The 15,532-nt window shown below is 42.3% G+C and carries 11 protein-coding genes and 1 pseudogene; 9 read left to right on the top strand and 3 right to left on the bottom strand.

All coding sequences use genetic code 11. The features are described 5' to 3' along the window. The 3 genes and pseudogenes from QUA58_RS20075 to QUA58_RS20085 all read right to left on the bottom strand — a co-directional run. A pseudogene (locus QUA58_RS20075) lies at positions 1-447 on the bottom strand (hypothetical protein); the annotation flags it as partial. A gap of 163 nt (positions 448-610) precedes the next feature. After that, entirely contained in the window at positions 611-2,719 is a 2,109-nt protein-coding gene (locus tag QUA58_RS20080; RefSeq protein WP_333395515.1) for an AAA family ATPase, read from the bottom strand. A gap of 328 nt (positions 2,720-3,047) precedes the next feature. Then, complete coding sequence (locus tag QUA58_RS20085; RefSeq protein WP_333395517.1) at positions 3,048-4,301, bottom strand: DUF4255 domain-containing protein; 1,254 nt, start codon at positions 4,299-4,301, stop codon at positions 3,048-3,050. A 396-nt stretch (positions 4,302-4,697) separates the two neighbouring features. Between QUA58_RS20085 and QUA58_RS20090 the strand changes: the two genes are divergently transcribed. The 9 genes from QUA58_RS20090 to QUA58_RS20130 all read left to right on the top strand — a co-directional run bounded on the left by QUA58_RS20090 (position 4,698) and on the right by QUA58_RS20130 (position 15,498). Beyond that, positions 4,698-6,362, top strand: coding sequence for a phage tail sheath C-terminal domain-containing protein (locus QUA58_RS20090; protein WP_333395519.1), 1,665 nt, complete (start codon positions 4,698-4,700; stop codon positions 6,360-6,362). A gap of 102 nt (positions 6,363-6,464) precedes the next feature. Further along, positions 6,465-6,938, top strand: a complete 474-nt coding sequence (locus tag QUA58_RS20095; protein ID WP_333395520.1) for a phage tail protein — start codon at positions 6,465-6,467, stop codon at positions 6,936-6,938. Between the two features lie 188 nt (positions 6,939-7,126). After that, positions 7,127-7,618, top strand: a complete 492-nt coding sequence (locus QUA58_RS20100; RefSeq protein WP_333395522.1) for a phage tail protein — start codon at positions 7,127-7,129, stop codon at positions 7,616-7,618. Between the two features lie 16 nt (positions 7,619-7,634). Next, positions 7,635-7,964 carry a hypothetical protein gene (locus QUA58_RS20105; RefSeq protein WP_333395523.1) on the top strand — a complete coding sequence of 110 codons (330 nt, stop codon included), beginning with the start codon at positions 7,635-7,637 and terminating at the stop codon, positions 7,962-7,964. Between the two features lie 238 nt (positions 7,965-8,202). Beyond that, complete coding sequence (locus QUA58_RS20110) at positions 8,203-10,644, top strand: substrate-binding domain-containing protein (protein WP_333395525.1); 2,442 nt, start codon at positions 8,203-8,205, stop codon at positions 10,642-10,644. 3 nt (positions 10,645-10,647) lie between these two features. Continuing rightward, a complete protein-coding gene (locus QUA58_RS20115; RefSeq protein WP_333395527.1) occupies positions 10,648-10,806 on the top strand; it encodes a hypothetical protein in 159 nt (52 codons plus the stop codon). Continuing rightward, positions 10,806-11,318 carry a phage tail protein gene (locus tag QUA58_RS20120; RefSeq protein ID WP_333395528.1) on the top strand — a complete coding sequence of 171 codons (513 nt, stop codon included), beginning with the start codon at positions 10,806-10,808 and terminating at the stop codon, positions 11,316-11,318. The genes QUA58_RS20115 and QUA58_RS20120 overlap by 1 nt, the downstream gene beginning before the upstream one ends. A 37-nt stretch (positions 11,319-11,355) precedes the next feature. Then, complete coding sequence (locus QUA58_RS20125; RefSeq protein WP_333395530.1) at positions 11,356-14,865, top strand: hypothetical protein; 3,510 nt, start codon at positions 11,356-11,358, stop codon at positions 14,863-14,865. Between the two features lie 30 nt (positions 14,866-14,895). Beyond that, positions 14,896-15,498 (top strand): CIS tube protein, encoded by a 603-nt coding sequence (locus QUA58_RS20130; RefSeq protein ID WP_333395531.1) that lies wholly within the window; start codon positions 14,896-14,898, stop codon positions 15,496-15,498. Positions 15,499-15,532 lie beyond the last annotated feature (34 nt).

The following is a 15,532-nucleotide window of genomic DNA, read 5'->3' on the forward strand; positions in this document are numbered from 1 at the left end:
TTCCCGTTGAATGCTATTTGCCAGAGGTTTAGTTTGCACTTCCTCTTCTTTTTCCTCTGGTGCCATTTCCCGTTGAATGCTATTTGCCAGAGGTTTAGTTTGCACTTCCTCTTCTTTTTCCTCTGGTGCCATTTCCCGTTGAAGGGGTTTTTCATTTTCCGGCGCAGGCATCGTCATGACTTTATTTGCCATCGCGTCAGCTTCCTGCTCGTACTTGTCTCCAGGTGCGCCGACAGAAAGCTTCGCCTGCACTCCTGCTGGACTCTGGGCTTCTACAGTTACCCGATTCCAGTCAACGTTACGACGTTTTGCCTGCACTGAAGGCGTTTGCTTTGGCGCTGGCGCATCGTAAACTGGAGCGGTGAAAGGTCGCTGCGAGGATGAACTTTTTTGCACCGGCAAGGAAGAATTCGATCCAGATTTTTTCTGCGCCCATTGCTTGCTCATAGGTCACCTCTTCTCCTAGTCTAAATCTGGGCAATGTACCTTAGTTTGGCATAACTGCTTCCACTAGAAAGTAACATAAAATAAATCTTAACTTGACGCGAGTAGGGGTTGGGCCGGAGAACCCGCCCATGAAAGGCTTGCTGACAATGGTGCAATATCTGAGTTATACCCAGCCTTTAATTTCCGCGTCGGTTAGCGTTCTCTCCAACTTTACATACTCAGTCCGAGCCGCAATCAGCAAGTGTTTCATCTGCACTGCCTCCCCTGCATCGGCTGCCATAAAAGCTGCATTCAAGGCAATATTACGAATATTTCCGCCTGCTACGTTTAGCCGCCCTAATTTGACACAATCCAATCCCTCTGTAGGCGTATTTTTGGGAAAAATTCGCCGCCAAATTTCAGCCCTATCTTTGGCATCTGGGAAACTATACTTCACCACAAATCGAATCCGGCGTAGAAAAGCTGTATCCAAAGAATCTTTTAAATTCGTTGTCAAAATCGCTAAACCTTGGTAAGATTCCATGCGTTGCAGCAGATAGCTAACTTCCATATTGGCATACCGATCGTGGCTATCTTTGACATCAGAACGTTTGCCAAAAATCGCATCGGCTTCATCAAATAACAAAATTGTTGCTCCACTTTCAGCAGCATCGAAAACCCGGCGCAAGTTTTTCTCAGTTTCGCCGATATATTTGCTGACTACAGAACTTAAATCAATCCGGTAAAGATCGAGTTGCAATTCCCCAGCTAATACCTCTGATGACATAGTTTTTCCAGTCCCAGAGGTTCCCGCAAATAAAGCGCTAATTCCTAAACCTCGATCTCCTTTACCTGCAAATCCCCATTCTTTGTAAACTTTGGTGCGTTGCCTGACATGAGCGGCAATTTCTCGCAAGGTTTGGCGTTCTGCTTCTGGTAATACTAAATCATCCCAAGTCGCGGCAGGTAAGATACGTTGAGCTAAGTCATCTAACCGGGGACGAGATTGAGCGCGACAGATATCCCATAATTGATTTGGGATTGTAGCGGGCGGATTGATTCTACTTGTTTGTTGGGAAGGAAGATTATCTGTAAAACCAGCCTCAATTTTTTCGGGATTTTGACTAATCATTTCTTCACAAACAGCATAAATTGTGGGGGCGTTAAGGTTGAATTGCTCGACTAATACTTCTACTTGTCCGTTGAGAACAGGTACAAATTCTCCTAAAGCGTTTTGCCAGATTTGTCGTTGTTCTTGTTTTGTGGGTGGATGGATATCAAAAGTGATGAAAGGACGCCTTGTACTTTTACGGCGATCCCGCGTCATTATAATTATGGGGCTGGTGATATTAACAATTAGTTGAGCAATAGCGTTCTCTTTTGCTCCATCTTCGGAATCCATTTCATCGCAGTCTAATAACAAAACCGAGCGCATCAACTTCGCTTCTCTATACCACAGTAAAATCAAGTTATTCAATTCGGCAGTAACTGTCGGAATTACTCTGGTAGATATTACGGCTAATTTAATTCTTAAGATTTCACAGGCAGTGGATGCGATCGCCAATTTAGATTCTACTTCATCCCCGCATAATTGTACTATGGGTAATGGGTAATCTGTAATTGGTAGTGAGTCAAGAGAAAAATCACTTTGCTGCTGTACCCAGTTTTTTGACCAAAGTGCTGCTATTTGAGATGCTATTGTCGAGTGCGAACCGCTTAACGGCAGGCGGCGCGATCGCACCATTTCTCCACTAAGAGATACTGGCTCGATAATACCTTTAAACGCTTCATCTAAACAATCTACTCCCATTAAATAGTGCAAAATTCGCTCGTTAATTCTCAACGCACTATGGGTTATAGTTTTACCGCGCACAACTTCAATTAACTGCCAGCGACGTAACGGATGATCTGGAGAAATAGCATTCCAATGGGGTGCAGCCAAAGCTGACATTGCCAGATTAAACGTAGGATAACTTAGCTGCCCATCTCCCTGAGCATCGGCGCACAAAAAATCAAAGTTTTGCTGTAATTCCATGCCCGCACATAACAGCAGTACATCTCGCTCAAAATCCGATAAATTGAATGCACTTCCTAGTTCTTGTAATGCTGATGGAAAAGGCATTGCTGACGCCACTGCCATCAATTCCAATCTAGCTTGTTCTACTTTTAATGAGGATAGGCAATTTTCCGGTTCAGTAATATAACTTGATAATATTTGCTCGATTACTGCTACCGATGCCATCAGGTATTTAATATTGGCATTCTGCCATTGACTGCTTTGTTTAATGTTCATTTAAGAGTTTTCCTTACTTATTGTGCCAAAACATTAGTCAGGACTTACGCAAGAAATCATTTTTTACACTATCTGTAGTGGTAAGGTACGCACGACCAGCCTTGTCTGACGTGGTGAAAAAGGCTCCCAAACACCTGAAAGAAGGTTGACGACGTTAGCGGAACCCTCAAAGAGGATCGCTCAATTGGACTTTTTTCAGCCGCGCGAGAGAATAAACAAGATTAATTGCCGATCGCGAACACCTAGGATGACGTAAATACGTCGAGCGCACGCCTGCGGCGAGCTGTTACTGCGTTACCTTACTGTACTCAGCTTGGCGGTGGGTAGTTTACCCAATTACGACGCAGGGACCGACATACCCACTATCCGCATCTACTTCGAGAGGACTCTCGGCACCATCGATCTGCACGCGTACCAAATATTCTCCTCCCTTCACATCCAAAATCGGAAACACCACCGTGTCGATAAGCTCATCACGGGGTTTGGCTGTAAAAATGTAACCCACCGGATTGTTATTCGATCGCTCGTTCAAAAACAATAGCACCCGCTGGTCCCTACCAATGGTTAAATCAACTTGCACCTGGAATTCTGCCCCATACAGATCCTCCTCGTTTCCCCATAAATCCAATAGTTCTGGCTTTCCTACAATCTGCGGACACAAGACAAAAGGAAGTACATTCGAGGCTATTGCCCGATCGGGCTCAATGGGCCTGATCTTCACGATCGGATGCAACACGCACAACTGCTGTACCCCCGCCCGCAAACTTTGCTTTTCTTCTTCTGGTAGCAAGGATAAATTCAACCGCAGCTCTTTTTCGCTCACCTCTTGCGGCGTTACCCTCGTCTCGCCGATTCTCACCTGTACTCGATCGGCCTGCAACTGCTTACCACGCATCATCAATATACTACCCGCTACAATCGGTTGATTTGCCCCCGCTTCCGAGACCGCTTCCTCAACCATCGGCTGGTTGGGCGTTGTATAAAATTGCACGCTCTTTACGGGCAAGGCTCTGGCGCTCTGTTTGTTGCCTTCAATCAAAACTGCACCGCCTTGGCAAGCAAAAGATAGCATATAGGGTGTTTGGAAAAACACTGACCAAATTTTGGATAGTTCCTCCGTATTCATCTGGCTGGGAACAATCGTCACCCGCTCGACTTGCTGTTCCAAGGTAGAATCTGCCAAGTATCTAAAATTCGAGTGATTCAGCGTCGCTCGAATCATCTCAGGCGTCAATATCGGGTTGTCAACAATGGTACGCACAGCGCTACCGAGCAAACGTTGGGGTTCCAACTCTATGTCATTGCCGTAAAACGTCATGATGTAGAATAGGTCTAATCCCGCTTGGGCCTGTTTAACTAATTCTCCTTTGGGGCGACGGTTGCGTAAGTCGTAATTCCGCCAAGCGGGATTGGGTATCGCTTGATACAGATAAATATTCACTCCTACTTCTGGCGTTTTACCCCCACTTGCTTCAGGGCGCACCGTAGTAACCTTGGCTCCTGGTAGATCGAGTTGGATCGCCGATTGCAAAAGCCTTTGCAGGGTGGCTGTGACGGTGGCGATCGCTAGATAGTTACTCATCTTCTCTAAAAGTTAATCCAGGTGTAATTTAAATATTGATGAAAGTTATTAAGAAAAAACACAATTTATGCAGATGTCTTGTTAACAAAGTTTAGTGTACTATAATCTATGTCAATTATTCGATTAGCCACTTTAGCTTAGCTGAAAAATGGTATAAATCAGATAAGGCATCTATGATTGATCACAATACGAGTCGAAAAATCAGACTCACTTAACCATTAGCAGCGATCAGTTATTAACAAAAAGTGGTGGTTCAACCTCATGAAAATTTACATCATATTTGAATGAGCAAGTCACCAGTTTAAAAATAGTAACAAGGATAACTGGTAGATGAAATATCGTAAGTGAGCATGGTATGCGGTAATTGGTAAATTTTTCCCTTTAAGGAAGAAAGCTATGGCGAGACTTGATTACTTTGCCCCTGGTGTATACGTCGAAGAAGTTGACCGAGGTAGTCGCCCCATAGAAGGCGTACAAACCAACATCGCTGGCTTTATTGGCTTTACCGAAGCGATTCGCAATGGTGCCGAAATTGGCAAACCGATGCTAGTCACCTGTTGGAATCAATATTTAGAATACTTTGCTAAAGAAAACTCCGATGGATTCACAGATTTTGGTGCCTATTTACCCTTTTCCGTTAACGGTTGGTTCTTAAACGGAGGCGCTAGGTGTTGGATTGTTAGCATCGGTACCGAACTCCCAAAACCTGCAGAAAGTACCACTCAACCAGGACCAGAATCCACCGCACTGACGGTGAGAACCTCTGCCAAACGCGAATCTTTGCAATTTATCCTCAAGCAGGGAGAAGAAGAAACAGATACTAGCGCAGTCAACGTAGAAATCTTACCCAGCGAACCGAGAGCTTATCCCGAAGATCCAAACATCCCAGCCCCTATCCCCGCTGAATTCTTTACCGTAGTCATCAAACGCGAAGGGCAAGAACTGGAAAGGCACGAACAACTGACGATGGATCGGAACGTGCAACCAGAGGTAGGCGACTATGTAGTGACCAAACTCGAAGAAGCATCCCAGTACGTCAGCGTCATAGACTTGACCCAACGCGGGCTGCCCCTTACCCGCCGTCCCGTAGACGGTCAATACGAAGTCAGCCCTCCCCCTCTTTTACCGACGCAGGAAAACTTGTACGGATACGTGCGAGGGGTGCGCGACGATCGTAGCGGGATACAAGGGTTATTCGAGATTGACGAAATCACGATCGTCGCCTGTCCAGATTTAATGCTGGCGCACAAACAGGGCTTGATCGATCGCGACCAACTGCACGGACTGATGGACTTAATGGTAAGTCTGTGCGAAAACGCCGCACCCAATCCGCCCAATCGCATGGTGGTTTTGGATGTTCCCCATGACTGCATCAAACCGCAACACGTAACTAATTGGTTGGATAATGAATTTAACCGACGTTCCATGTTTGCAGCGCTTTACTATCCGTGGATTAAAGTCCCCAATCCTCGTAATGCTGGAAAACCGATTTTAATCCCGCCTTCCGGTCACATGATGGGGGTATGGTCGCGCACAGATGAAACGCGAGGAGTCTACAAAGCACCAGCAAATGAAACTCCGCGCGGCGTCATCGGATTATCTTACGATTGCAACTTCCGGGAACAAGAATTATTGAACCCCAAAGGGATTAATTGCCTGCGCACCTTCCCGAATCGAGGCATTAAGATTTGGGGCGCAAGAACATTAGTAGAACCGGAAAAAACAGAGTGGCGTTATATCAGCGTCCGTCGCTTGATGAGCTATATCAATAAATCCATCGAATTAGGCACTCAATGGGTTGTATTTGAGCCAAACGATCAAGATTTGTGGGCAAGAGTACGGCGGACGGTTAGCAATTTCCTCGAACGACTGTGGCGGGAAGGCGCATTGTTTGGTAGCAGCCCCGAACAAGCGTTTTTTGTCAAGTGCGATGAAGAAATCAATCCCCCTGAAACGATGATTCTAGGTCGGTTGTATATTGAAGTTGGAGTTTGCCCAGTCCGACCAGCAGAATTTGTCATCTTCCGCATCAGTCAGTGGAACGCTCAAGATGAACAATAAAATTAGGTAACGGCCGAGTGAAACGAGGGAATGGTAATGGAAACAAAAATTACCAATTACCCATTACTAATCATCAATTACTAAATCAAAAGGAGTTAAATTATGGCACCAGGAAACACGGATGAACTATTAGTCAGTTGTAGGTTTTATTTTGAAGCTGACGGTTTGACAGATAAGCAAATTCTGGAAGTCTCGGGTTTAAGTGCTGAAAGCCCAGCCGCCGGGGGTGACAAGGTAATGGGATCGAGTAAAAACGCAATGAACTTGCGTCAGGCTGCTCCCACCCAAGTCAAATATACTCCGGTTGTCGTCAAAGTTGTTGCTACTACTAACAAAGACCTTTACAAATGGTACGAAGATTGCAACAAAAATGCTGGCGGTAAGTCGGAATGGTCCTCAAATCGGAAAGCCGCTTCGGTTACTGTTTACGACCAAGGAGGAGACATGAAAGCCCGTTGGGAGTTGCAAAATGCTTATCCTACCAAATATGAAGGGCCTAAACTGGAAGCTGGCTCGGCTGATGTGGCTAACGAAACCATAACCCTAGTACACGAAGATATCAAACGAGTACAATAGGTAATTTGAGATTCGACATTTGAGATTGAACAGGACTTATGTTTGCGCAAGCTAGAAACCATGTTTTTTGCTGAGATTTCTAGCTTGTGCAACTATTTTTCTTCGACAGAAATCCGGTTTCTTTAACCCGTGCTTGAATTTAAATCGGAAATCTGACCTCGGAAATCTAAAATTAGCCAGGAGGTAAAATGGCAAACCTGATTAACGCTTTTCCAGAAATCCTCACAAATTGCCGATTTTATATCGAATTAAAACTAGAGGGAAGCCAAGAACCAGTTGATGCTTATTTTATGGATTGCAAAGGGTTTAAACGCACTCAAGATGTCATAGAAGTTACCGAGGTTACACCCAACCGCTGGGGTGCAGCGAAAATGGGTCAGGTTGTTTGCACAAAGGTTCCTGGGAATGTTAAAACTAATAATATAACTCTACGTCGGGGCATGACTAAATCCACAACTTTGTGGAAGTGGTTTGAAGCAGTTCAAGAAGGAAATTGGGCTAAACAACGTCGAGATGGTTCTTTAACTATTTATGACCAAAGTAATAACTCACAGGCAATATTTCAGTTTCAAGGAGCTTGGCCTATTAGTTACATTGTTTCTGATTTAAGTTCGGCTGGTGGGGATTCGGAGATTGAAGAAATGGAAATTGCTGTAGAAATGTTTGCTCGGCAACAATAAGGCGTAATGTTTCAAGATGTTTCAAATTGAATTTGAATTTACTTTACCCAAGGGTTTTTTAGATGCAGATGGAAATTTACACCGCAAAGGTGTGATGCGTTTAGCCAAAGCGATCGATGAAATTTTGCCATTGCGTGACCCCCGCGTTAAGTCTAATCCTGCCTATTCTACGGTGATTATTTTATCGAGGGTAATTACTAGATTGGGTGCATTAGAAGAAGTAACTCCGACGGTAATTGAAGATCTTTTTGCTTGCGATCTGAATTATTTGTACCAATTTTATCGTCGCATTAACGAGTTGGAAGAAGACGTAGAATCAAAAGGACCTACAATGCCTTCTAATTAACAGTTAGCAATTAGCGCTTACCAATTGGTAGTTACAAATCACCCATTATTAATTTTATCGCTGGGTTTAAGTTATTTAGGAAGTCGCACATTCGCTCAGAAACCTGGTTTTTTACGAACGAAAATATTCTGTTGTGACCCCTACATTTAATAAAACCCCGCGGTTTTTATGTTCCTGTACGTAAGTCCTGTTATTAAAAATTCTGCGTATTATTTCTATCTAATATGGGAGGGGTGCTGTGAGACTCGCCGATTTAGTAAATTCAGTTGGCAGCAATTTTAGGGAGGTAACAAACTTTATTCGCTACCCATTTCAAAACCTATCTCGGATAGCGACCCGCCACGCGCAAAAAGAGTATGAAAACGTTGAGTTACCCTGGGGGAAAAAGACTGAAACGCGGGAAAATTCGGTTGAGCAATCTAATATACCTGTGGAAAGAAGAAACTCACAAACAGACAGGACGCTTAACTCCTACTCCTCACAAGAGTTATTGAACGAATCTAATGCCAGGACATCGCACGTAAAAGTAGCAAGCAGTAGTTTAAATGAAATAGCAAATGCGGTAACGATTGCAGCGGCAGATCGGTTAGCGAGAAAAACATCTCCCAGTGCAAAAACTCTACCCATTTTACCAACAGATATAGAAATTCGCGGGGCTCGTCGCGGTAAGTATCGAGTTGAAAAATGTTTAAAAGATGGGGAAACAGTGCGGTTGTATCAAGGAATTCAGGTTGAAAATAACAAGCCTATTTTAATTAAAGAATATCTGTTAACCGACCGGGATTTTAATCAAAAAGAAGCCAAAGAGCGGAAAGAAAAGTTTGAAAAGCTAGCGAGTTTGAACTTGAAGAATGGGGTAGGACAGGATTTTCGTTTGATTAGTCCTTGGGATGCGATCGCACCTAGCAATGAAAAACGCTGCTACTTAATTTTCGAGCAACCTATTCACAATAGCCTAACTTTGAGAGAGTATCTGCTAAAAAGTGGGGCTATGACTCCCCACCAGGTGCGCGGAGTTTTGGATCAAGTATTGCAAACACTTTGGTTTCTCCACAGTCACAGACTGCGAACTTTTGATCACGAGATCGAGCAGGGCTTGCCCCACGGTTATCTCAGTCTTGATAGCCTTTTAATTGCGAGTAGCAGTCAGCCATCTGCTCTAGATCAACCGCAATTTTTTATCTACGTAGCCGATTTAGCCCTCTGGGAAGATTTATTTAAACCACTCACTGCTAAATTTAACGAGCGCTCACCCAAACAAGATTTAATCGATCTGGGATATGTAAGTTTTTATTTGTTATGGGGAACAACAGTAGACCCCGATACCGCTCAACCGCTTAACCCCAAGTTTGAACAACATTGGCCTGAATTTAAAGATGCTAGGCTGAATAAATTTATTCATCGTCTATTAGGAATTGACCAGCCATTTAAAACTGCTTTTGAAGCAAGAAAAGAGTTGTTAGCCCCTCTGTCAAAAGAGCTTGAAACGTCACTAGACGTAACAGCAGAAGCGGACAGTTTGGAAGAAGATACTCAAAAATCTTCTTCGTTATTTCGACTGGGATTAACGCTTATTCTATTGGCTTTACTGGTGGGATTGTTGTTGCAACTTATGCTAAAATTGCGTCAGCCTTTGTCTCAAGTTGAACGGCTTATTTCTAATTCGTCTGAACCCTGCTGCCTTGCCCAGATCGATAGAGTTCCAACTGAAACAGTTACGTACATAACTGAGGCTGATGGAATTTGGAGTTATATTCTTAACACAGTTAGTTTGGTTTCTTACAATAAAACCTTTGTAAAAGAACTAACCATTCGCGAGCCGAGATTAAAAACATACACGCTCGAAATTTCAAACAAAAACATACTAGAAGAAATTAGATCTAAGAGAGCAGACTTTGCCCTTACTACTTTTATAAAAGATTTACCGGATGATATGGAGCAGGTGGAAGTTGCCTATGATGGATTGGTGGTATTTGTAGCTTTCAGCGATAACAAAAGATACCAGAGTGTTCCGAATGCTTTGAACGGCAAAATTACGCTTGACCAACTACGAGAAATTTACACAACAGAAACTTTGACCAACTGGTCTCCTCCAGAAGGGATTAGCCAGAACATCAAGGTTTATATGCCAGTTGATAATCGCCAGGCTGTTAAATTTTTTGAAGAGTTAGTGTTTAAAGGAGATCCACCTCAACAATTTAAAAATTTGCCGGAAAAACTGATTAGAGAGGCGCAGCAAAAAATAATAAATCAACAACAAATTAATGAAAGTTATATTTTAGGACAAATACTCAAAGATTTTGAGCAGAATCAAACGGTGGGATTTGGTTTTGGTTTACTCAGTCGCGTGTTTAATCAATGTGCTGTTTATCCCTTGGCTATAGGAAAAAAGGGTGAAGAAGTTCAGCCATTAGTTCAACAGCTTGGTAACGAAGTAAAACCCATAGAACCGACGATTGATTTATGCAATGATAAAGGAAGTTATTGGCCTAATGTTGAAGCATTTAAGTCTGGTAGCTATCCATTAATTTACCGTTTGGTAGTAGTTTACCCCAAAAAAGATAAAACGCAAGCGGTTGCAGGAAGAAAATTTGCTGAACTGCTAAAAACGGATGAGGGGCAACGTTTGCTGAGCGAAGCAGGACTGGTATCATTGCGAACTTTACCTAAGAGAAATTAAAATATGAATGTAAAGAAAAAAGATAAAATGGCTCAGTTAATTGATAAAGTTATTTTAGATCCAATGTTGATGAGGAAACTGAGTGATAGAGTTTATGAATTGATGCTGGAAGACTTGAGAAATACTCGCGATCGTGCTGGAAACTATAAAGGGAGGGTCTGATGTCTAAAAACGGTGAAGACACGCACGCACTGAACTACGTAACTGCTAATCGCTTTTACGTGGAAATGGAAAGTAGTATTACGGCTTCGTTTAGCGAGTGTTCGGGATTAGGAGTCACAATCAAAAAAGAAACTTATTTTGAAGGTGGTGTCAACGATCACCAACGGATTGTTTTAGGTCAAGCTGAGTTTTCAGATGTAACTCTAAAACGCGGTATTACCGATGATTTTGTTTTTTGGGATTGGGTAAGTAATACCTTAAGCAATGGTAAAAAAGAACGGCGAAATGTAAATATTTTACTTTTTAACCAAGCAGGGGTAACCATGCAATGCTGGACGTTAGTAGCAGCCATTCCAATTGGTTGGAAAGCGCCAGCACTCCAAGGCAATTCTAACACGGTGGCGATTGAAGAATTGACCCTAGCTTATGAGGGATTGAAGATAGCCAAATCAGAAGGAGGAGGGGCGATAAAACTGCAATCGGGACGCCACGCATCTGGTTATTTCTTATAGCAAATTAATGTAAAACTCCGCTTGGGAGGCAATGATTATGACTTTAAAGCCTCTAGGGTTGAAAGATTCTTTAATTCAACCTACTTCTCTGGGAAATGACTTTAAACTCCAGCGATCGCTATCTCTTTTATGTCAGTCTTTAAATCCCCTAGGACAAAGCTTGCAGCCATTTAGTAATTCTGTGCTTCAGCCATTAGGAGAGGTAAATAAAGATGGGGAAATTGGAAACTGGGGATTAGATGCAGGGACGCCAATAAAGGAAGATGGGGAAAATTTTGCTGGAGGAATTCCTCAGTTTTTCGATAATCAATTACCTATTCGAGCTCGACCGGAGATTAACTTAAATCTAGGCGAGATAACTGATATACAAGATTTGAGCGGAAATTTTTCTACAAATTACCGCTCAAAAAATGAGCCTTTATCTCCAAATGCAGCCGCATTGAATAGTGCTAACGCTGCCACTGAAAATATCGCTCAACTTAAACCTTTGGCAATTTCAAAGACTTTAGTTCAAGCATCTGTTTCTGACATTTCTAGTTTATCAAGCTTGCCTCAATTTGCACAAAGGCAAAGTACATCTAGTTATGAAAATAAGGTTTATACTTCTGGAGAAACTTCGAGTTTATCTAATTCGAGGCCAACGAGTACGGTTGATATATTCAACAACGTATCGCCAATAGTTTCGGCGAACCCAGTCAATAATATCTCTAATTCTGATTCCTTAGATTTACCTCATATCAGCAGATTCAACGATAATTCTCTAGGTTTTAACAGCCTATTAAGCTCTCAATCTATAGCTAAACCTTTACCACAAGCGCCAACAAGTTTTTCGGGCAAGCTAAGTTTAGACAGAGAAAGTTTGCCTTCTTCATCTGCTACTAATATGGGAGAAGTAAATGCGATCGCACCTACCTCACCTAACTTAATCCAATCTAAACCTTCTTCAGTACCATCTCAAGAATCTGTATCACTACAGCCAGAAATAGGGGCAACAAAAACCAAAGATTTAACTGCTAAAGCGGATGGAGAAGTGGATGCGATCGCACCAGCTTTACCCAACTTAATGCAAGCCAAACCTTCTCCAGTATCATCTCAAGAAACTGTAGCGTCACAACCAGAAATAAGTCTAGAGCAACCAAAAAAATTAACTGCTAAAACAGAAGAAGAAGTAGATGCGACCCCAAATTCTGCCAACTTAATCCAATCAAAACCTTCCCCAGTATCAACTCAAGAAACAGAAAGTTTAACGCCTAAAACAGATGGAGAAGTGGAGGCGGAACCAAATTCTGCCAACTTAATCCAATCAAAACCTTCCCCAATACCAAATCAAGAAACAGAAAGTTTAACCGCTAAAACGGGACAAGAAGTAGATGCCACCCCTAATTCTCCCAACTTAATTCAATCAAAGCCTTCTCCAGTACCAAATCAAGAAACAGAAAATTTAACTGCTAAAACGGGACAAGAAGTAGATGCGGCTGCAAGCTCTTCCAACTTAATCCAATCAAAACCTTCTCCAGTACCAACACAAGCAACAGAAAGTTTAACGCCTAAAACAGATGGAGAAGCGGAGGCGGAACCAAATTCTGCCAACTTAATCCAATCAAAACCTTCCCCAGTACCAAATCAAGAAACAGAAAGTTTAACTGCTAAAACGGGACAAGAAGTAGATGCCACCCCTAATTCTCCCAACTTAATTCAATCAAAGCCTTCTCCAGTACCAAATCAAGAAACAGAAAATTTAACTGCTAAAACGGGACAAGAAGTAGATGCGGCTGCAAGCTCTTCCAACTTAATCCAATCAAAACCTTCCCCAGTATCAACACAAGCAACAGAAAGTTTAACGCCTAAAACAGATGGAGAAGTGGAGGCGGAACCAAATTCTGCCAACTTAATCCAATCAAAACCTTCCCCAGTACCAACACAAGCAACAGAAAGTTTAACGCCTAAAACAGATGGAGAAGTAGATGCTGCTGCAAGCTCTTCCAACTTAATCCAATCAAAACCTTCCCCAGTATCAACACAAGAAACAGAAAGTTTAACGCCTAAAACAGATGGAGAAGTGGAGGCGGAACCAAATTCTGCCAACTTAATCCAATCAAAACCTTCTCCAGTACCAACACAAGCAACAGAAAGTTTAACGCCTAAAACAGATGGAGAAGCGGAGGCGGAACCAAATTCTGCCAACTTAATCCAATCAAAACCTTCCCCAGTACCAAATCAAGAAACAGAAAGTTTAACTGCTAAAACGGGACAAGAAGTAGATGCGGCTGCAAGCTCTTCCAATTTAATCCAATCAAAACTTTCCCCAATACCAATTCAAGAAACAGAAGGTTTAACTGCTAAAACAGATGGAAAAGTGGAGGTGGCACCAATTTCTGCCAATTTAATTCAAGCTAAATCTTTTCCATTATCATCTATAAAAAATACATCACCACCGCTAGAAAATTTTATAGACAATAGAGAGGATGTTAGTTTTATATCTCCTAATGCTCGCTCGGAAATATCTTCAGATATCATAAGCTCTTCGCAGACAAATCTTGTCCAGGCCCGCTCAGAAATTCCAAGTCTTAACCTTGTCCAACCTTTGGGAAGTTCAAAATTCCTGGCTCCCAAATCAGACTTATTTCTCTCTAAGTTTGTAAATCATGAGACAGATAAGCAACATACTATTTCTCAGGAAACCTCCCTCTTATCTAGTAGTTCTCCGTCCAATATTTCCAATTTATCAGAAGAAGAGATGCCCAATATTTCTCGCACAATCGACACGGAATCTCCCAACAATTCGGCAAAAGTTGAAAATATACCAAATTCCTGGTCAAGTATATCTGAATTAATGGGGGAAAACACTAACAATGCACCAGCTAATATAGATTCTCTCAAACCATTGGGTTTCTCACAACTGCTCAACAACCCCAACAATTCGATATTGGCAAACTTAGAGAACAAATACACCAATAACAACGAAGCAAAAAATAATACATTCGATACACCGACATCATGGTCAAACATATCCGAATTATTGGGTGAAAGTTCTACCACAACACCAGACAGTATCCCGATTAAAAACGAAGTTCCGCCTGCCTCCTTACCTGAACCAGAATCTTCACCTTCTTATACTTTGGCTTCTCCCAATGTGTCTGACAATTACACATTGACCACTAGGGGAGAGACTTCCCAACTAATAACAGCAGACACTGCAGGGAAAAACCGATCCATAGAAGAGGAAGAATTAGAAAAATTGGCTCAAAAAGTTTACACGCTTATGCGACAATGGCTAGAAATAGAACAAGAGCGTCAAGGCTACCAATCATTAGGTTATCCGAGTTGGCTGAGCAATATTACCTCAACCTACGGAACTTTTGCTAAAGTAAGATCAGCACCAGAGCGATCGACTCCAGGATCGCCACAAGCAGGCCCTACTGGTGAACTTTCCCCACTTGATGATAAATTACAAAAACTGACCGGAGAAATTTATTACCTAGTTCGGCAGCGTTTAGAAATCAATCGAGAGCGTCAGGGCGGCTACTACAGCACTCGCTTGTATTAGTAATAAGACACCTACTACCAAGGATAAATTATGGCCTCAGTTACAAGTTCACCCATCACATCAACCTCAAGTAAATCCGGAAATTTGGTTAAAGCCCTTTTAATATCTGATGATGGTGTGCCACAGATTGAATTTATGTTTAATCCCACGGAATTAGTTTTCGAGGGAGTTGTAGAAACCTCCGAAAGTCCCGGTGCACGTACCGAAGATAAAGGAACCCCTAAAGTTAGTTTTTCTCATGTAAAAGCTTACAAAGTTACCATTAATAAAATTTTGTTCGACACTTACGAAAATGGAGGAGATGTTGTTAAACAATATATCGAGAACTTTAGGAAATCTGTTGAATTTGTCAAAGGAAAAGAACGCCCACCAATTTATCAATTTATGTGGGGAAAACAAGTTTATCTGCGACGCTGCTTCATTGAAAAATTGAATTATAAACTTACCATGTTTCTCCCAGATGGAACACCCGTCCGTGCTGTCATCGATAGCCTAACTTTAAAGGAAGCCGATGAACCCAACGAAAACGGACCTTTAGGTGCTAAACCTCCGGCTCAAGTAGACCGTGAAGAGGATAATTTGGATAAGCGAAAATTCTCCAGTAAAAACAATCGCAGAACTTCAAAAAGTTAACAGATACGACATTTTTTTATAAGCTAATAAACCC

Origin of the sequence: Microcoleus sp. N9_A1 (genome assembly GCF_036701795.1) — a bacterium.
Classification (GTDB): Bacteria; Cyanobacteriota; Cyanobacteriia; order Cyanobacteriales; family Microcoleaceae; genus Microcoleus.